A 5,043-nucleotide genomic window follows, 5' to 3' on the forward strand; every position below is an offset into this window, starting at 1 on the left:
CCCGGTTCAGGCGGCGCGGCACTGGCCACAAGTCGTTCCACCAGCGGCGGCGGCGTCTCACGCGGGGGGCGAGGCCGCAGGGGCGTGGCGACCTTCGCCGCCGGGGCGGGCTTTGGAGGTGAGGCCGCGGGCGTTGTGCGCGACGGCGATCCGGCCGACCGGTCGGGACGGTCAGGCTGCGGGGGCGGCGGCGGCGATCTGGGCGTGACCATGATCGTGACGAAGGCGGGTTGCTCGGGCGAAAGGTCCGGCGGTTGCGAGACGGGCGATCCAGCGAGAATCAGCGCCAGCAAGGCGGCGTGAAAGGCTGCCGCCAGCATGCCCGCCGCCAGACGCGGCGGCAGGGCTCGTCTGGATCGGCTTTCGCCATTCGGCGGGGCCGAGGTGTTCGTGTTTCTGATTGAAGGGTCCACGCCGTTCTGAAAACACCCGGCCGCGTCCGTATCATGGCCACGTCGTGGCTAGTTCCAAAGAATATAACTCCCCACATCATAAAATGATGTAAGTCAAGTCTAATGCTTACAATGTCCCGCACGGCGCGAACGCCGGGCGTTATAATTAGTTCCAATGAGATGTGACGTTATTTTCAAATCACATACATTCTATTGATTGCCATTTTTGTGTCCGATACTTGCCATCGTTGAGACATTTATTAAAAGCTATCTGCCGCCGCATGCGAGCGTCTGTCTCGCGCAGTGCGGAGGAAGTTGTCTTGATTGGATCAATGTTCAAAGCCGCCGCCACGGGAAGCGTGCTTCTCGGGGTCGGGCTCATGGGAAGCGGCTGCGCCACGAAGGGTTTCGTGCGCGAGCAGGTCGCGGTGGTCGATACGCGCGTGGCGCAGGTCGACGGTACGGCCCGCGAGGCGCTCGATCGCGCCAAGTCGGCCCAGCAGCTGGCGGAGGGCAAGTTCCTCTACCAGGTCGTCCTGTCGGATGACTCGGTGAAGTTCCCGGTCGACGAAAACGCGTTGTCGCCGGAAGCGGAGGCGAGGCTGGCCGAGCTGGCGCAGCGTCTGGCGAGCGAAAACCGGAACGTCTATCTGGAAATCCAGGGCTTCACCGACGCCACCGGCGACGCGGCCCACAACGAACGCCTGGGTGAAGCCCGGGCCGAGGCTGTTCGCCGTTACCTGAATAAGGCCGGCGTCGCGCTGAACCGGATGGCGACCATCTCCTATGGCGAGGAGTCGCCGGCAGCGCCCAACGACACGCCCGAAGGTCGGGCCCAGAACCGGCGCGTGGCGATCGTCGTCCTGAGCTAGATCTGGCCAGCGAGTTCGGTCAGACCGGATCGAACTCGCTGACGAGGTGGCCCGGCGCGACCTCCCTCAGCTGGGGCGCATAGACCGGGCCCTTCGAATCGATGGGCCGCTTCGACGGCAGGAAGCGCAGGGCCGCCAGCGGGTCCAGGGGCGAGGGCGGCTCGCCGGTCAGCCGCACCCGGTCGCGGGTGCGCTCGATCTTCGGATCGGGGATGGGCGCCGCCGACAGCAGGGCCTTCGTATAGGGGTGCCGCGGGTCTTCGTAGAGCTGCTCGCGGCTGGCCTGTTCCATGACCCGGCCGAGATAGAGCACCATCACCCTGTGGCTGATCTCGCGGACCACGGCCAGGTCGTGGCTGATGAACATCATCGCCATCCCCAGCTGCTTCTGCAGCTCGATCAGCAGGTCGATGATCTGCGCGCGGATCGACACGTCCAGGGCGCTGACCGCCTCGTCGCAGATGACCAGTTTCGGCTCCAGGATCATCGCCCGGGCGATTCCGACCCGCTGGTTCTGGCCGCCGCTGAGTTCGTGCGGGTAGCGGTTGACCAGATCGGGGGCCAGGCCGCAGCGCTCCATCATCGCCGCGGCGGCGGCGCGGCGGTCCTCGCGGCTGAGGCCGGGGCGGAACACCTGCAGCGGCTCGGCGATCGAGTCACCGATCGGCATGCGCGGGTCGAGGCTGGCCAGCGGGTCCTGGAAGACGATCTGTAGATCTCGGCGCGCGGCGCGCATGGATTCGCGGTCAGCATTGGTGATGTCGCGACCCAGCACCGTCACCACGCCGCCGGTCGGGGGGATCAGGTTCAGCACCGCCCGCGATAGGGTGGACTTGCCGCAGCCGCTCTCGCCGACCACCCCCAAGGTCTCGCCCTGCCGCACCCTGAACGAGACGCCGTCCACCGCCCGCAACAGCTTGTGACCGCCGAACAGTCCGTGATTGACCGGGAAGTGAACCTCTATGTCCTTGGCCTCGACCACCACCGGCGCATCGGCGGCGACCGGCTCCAGGGTCGGGCGGCCGCCCCGGTCGGCGCGGTCCAGGCGCGGGATCGCCGCCAGCAGGGCCTGGGTATAGGGATCCTTCGGCGCGGCGAAGATCGCGTCGGCCGGCCCCTCCTCGACATAGGCGCCGCTCTTCATCACGCAGACCCGGTCGGCGAGACGGGCGATGACCCCCATGTCGTGGGTGATCAGCACCATGGCCGTGCCGGTCTCGCGGCCAAGTTCGGCCATCAGGTCGAGAATCTCGGCCTGGACGGTGACGTCGAGCGCGGTGGTCGGCTCGTCGGCGATCAGCAGTTCCGGCGAACACGCCATGGCCCCGGCGATCATCACCCGCTGGCGCATGCCGCCCGACAGTTCGTGCGGATATTGGTCCAGTCGGCGGGCGGCGTCAGGAATGCGCACCCGTTGCAGCCAATCCTTGGCGTGGGCGCGGGCGGCCTTGTCGGACATGCCCAGATGCAGGCGCAGCGGCTCGGCGATCTGCTCGCCGATCCGCACATGCGGTGTCAGGGCGGTCAGCGGGTCCTGGAAGATCATCGTCATCTTCGAGCCGCGGATCTTGTTCAGGGCGCGCGGCTTCAGGCCCAGGATTTCCTGGCCCTGAAACTTGGCCGAGCCGGAGAGCCGGCCATTGGCGGCCAGCAGGCCCATCACGGCCATGAAGGTCTGGCTCTTGCCGGACCCGCTCTCGCCGACCACGCCCAGCACCTCGCCGCGCTCGACGTTCAACGAGACCCCCCGGACCGCGTTGACCACGCCGTCATAGGTCTGGAAGTCGATCTTGAGGTCTTCGATGGAAAGGACAGGAACGGCCAAAGCGACCTCGACGCTGAAAAGAAGAGGCGGACCATAGCCCGCGATGTAGGCTTTGCGAAACCACGCGCCGCAACCTGCGTCTGGCGCTATAGAATGGCGAATGTGAGCCCGCTACTGACCCGTACCGCCCCGCCCCGCCCGGCCTTGTTCCTCGACCGTGACGGCGTGCTGAACGAAGACCCCGGCTATGTCCACCGCTGGGAGGACTTCCATTGGATTCCCGGCGCGCGGGAGGCGGTCGCCGCCTTCAATGAGGCCGGGTGGTGGGTATTCGTGGTCACCAATCAGTCCGGCGTCGGGCGCGGCTACTATGCCGAGGACGACGTGGTCGCCCTGCACGCCAAGATGTCCGAGAGCCTGGCGCAGGTCGGCGCGCGCATCGACGCCTATTATTACTGCCCACAGCACCCGGATGCGGCCCTCGATACCTATCGCCACCCCGACCCGCCGGACCGCAAGCCAAACCCCGGCATGATCCTGCGCGCGCTGAACGAATGGCCGGTCGATCTTAATCGCTCGATCATGATCGGCGACAAGCCGTCAGACCTTGAAGCCGCTCGCCGAGCGGGAATCCGGGGGCTGTTGTTCCCCGGGGACGACCTGATGGCCTTCCTACAACCGGAGCTCGCGCCAGCATGACGGCAGCGCCAATGATCGACGTCCGCGGCGTCGTCTACGACTACCCCACAGCCCGGGCGCTGCACGGGGTGTCGTTCACGGTGGAGGCGGGCGCGGTCCTGGCCATGGTCGGCCCGAACGGCGCGGGCAAGACCACCCTGCTGCGCTGCATGGCGGCGCTGGACAACCCCACGCAGGGCGAGATCACCGTCGCGGGCCTCGACACCCGTGGCGATCCGCGCGGCGTCCATGCGACCATCGGCTATCTGCCCGACTTCTTCGGCCTCTATGAAGAACTCTCCGTGCGCCAGGCGCTCACCTATGCGGCTCGGTCGCGCGGCATGTCGCTGGCCGATACGCCCCAGGCGGTCGATGAGGCCGCCGGCCGGGTGCAGCTGACCGACCGGCTCGAGATGCGGGCCGGCGAACTGTCCCGCGGCCTGAAGCAGCGCCTAGCCATCGCCCAGACCATCGTCCATCGGCCCCGGGTGCTGCTGCTGGATGAACCGGCGGCGGGCCTTGATCCGGAAGCCCGGCGTTCGCTGTCGGACCTGATCCTGCGTTTGGCCGGCGAGGGCATGACCATCGTGGTCTCCTCCCATATCCTGGCCGAGCTGGAAGACTACTCGACCCGCATGCTGATGATCCGCGAGGGCGCGGTGGCCGGCGGCGGCGTGGTGGCGGCCGGTTCGGGCGCGCGCGACGGCCTGCGGGTCAGTGTCGCCTTCACCGATCCGCCGGAAGATCTCGCCGAGCGGCTCACCGCCATCGGCGTCACCCTCGAGCGCCATGAGGGAGATGAAGTCCTGCTGCTGGCCCCCGACGGCGAGGACGACGCCGCCCTGCTGGCCCGGCTGGTCGGCGCCGGCCTCAAGGTTCGCGCGTTCCAGCCCGCCCGCCGCACCCTGGAAGACGCCTATCTGGCCGAGGTCACCCGATGAACCCCGAATTCCAGCGCAACCTCTGGCTTGAAGCCTCGCCTCGCCGCATCGCCTGGGCCGGCGTCGTGCTGCTGCTGATCTACGGCGCGGCCGTGGCCCTGACCCGCAACAATCCCTATGGCGCCCTGCCGGCGCTGGGCGGGGTCGGAGCGGTGGTGTTCGTGGCCTGCGCGATGCTGTGGGGCGCGCGCGCCAGCGGCAATTCGATCCTGGCCGAGATCGCCGACCGCACCTGGGACTTCCAGCGCCTCTCGGCCTTGAAGCCCTGGGCCATGACATGGGGCAAGCTGTTCGGCGGATCGAGCCTGGCCTGGATGTGCGCCCTGACCGGTCTGCTGATGATGATCGTCGCCGGGATGGCCTGTCGTGTGGAAGGACTGGCCACCACCGCCATC

5 protein-coding genes and 1 pseudogene are annotated in these 5,043 nt (G+C 67.7%); 5 read left to right on the top strand and 1 reads right to left on the bottom strand.

The annotated features are described in order from the left end of the window. Together Q7T84_RS09660 and Q7T84_RS09665 are read left to right on the top strand one after the other, a co-directional pair. A pseudogene (locus Q7T84_RS09660) lies at nucleotides 1-303 on the top strand (hypothetical protein); the annotation flags it as partial. Between the two features lie 421 nt (nucleotides 304-724). Next, entirely contained in the window at nucleotides 725-1,264 is a 540-nt protein-coding gene (locus Q7T84_RS09665; protein WP_304808196.1) for an OmpA family protein, read from the top strand. A gap of 19 nt (nucleotides 1,265-1,283) precedes the next feature. On the opposite strand, the gene Q7T84_RS09670 is transcribed toward Q7T84_RS09665, so the two are convergent. Then, entirely contained in the window at nucleotides 1,284-3,089 is a 1,806-nt protein-coding gene (locus tag Q7T84_RS09670) for a dipeptide ABC transporter ATP-binding protein (RefSeq protein WP_304808198.1), read from the bottom strand. A 93-nt stretch (nucleotides 3,090-3,182) separates the two neighbouring features. On the opposite strand from Q7T84_RS09670, the gene Q7T84_RS09675 reads away from it, so the two are divergent. The 3 genes from Q7T84_RS09675 to Q7T84_RS09685 form a co-directional block, all read left to right on the top strand. Beyond that, entirely contained in the window at nucleotides 3,183-3,728 is a 546-nt protein-coding gene (locus Q7T84_RS09675; protein WP_370653642.1) for a D-glycero-alpha-D-manno-heptose-1,7-bisphosphate 7-phosphatase, read from the top strand. Further along, on the top strand, nucleotides 3,725-4,648 hold the full coding sequence (locus Q7T84_RS09680; protein ID WP_304808203.1) for an ABC transporter ATP-binding protein: 924 nt from the start codon (nucleotides 3,725-3,727) through the stop codon (nucleotides 4,646-4,648). The genes Q7T84_RS09675 and Q7T84_RS09680 overlap by 4 nt, the downstream gene beginning before the upstream one ends. Beyond that, nucleotides 4,645-5,043: hypothetical protein (locus Q7T84_RS09685; RefSeq protein WP_304808205.1), on the top strand; the 399-nt coding region annotated here is incomplete at its 3' end. The genes Q7T84_RS09680 and Q7T84_RS09685, both read left to right, overlap by 4 nt.

The sequence above is a fragment of the Phenylobacterium sp. genome (genome assembly GCF_030654915.1).
GTDB lineage: Bacteria > Pseudomonadota > Alphaproteobacteria > Caulobacterales > Caulobacteraceae > Phenylobacterium.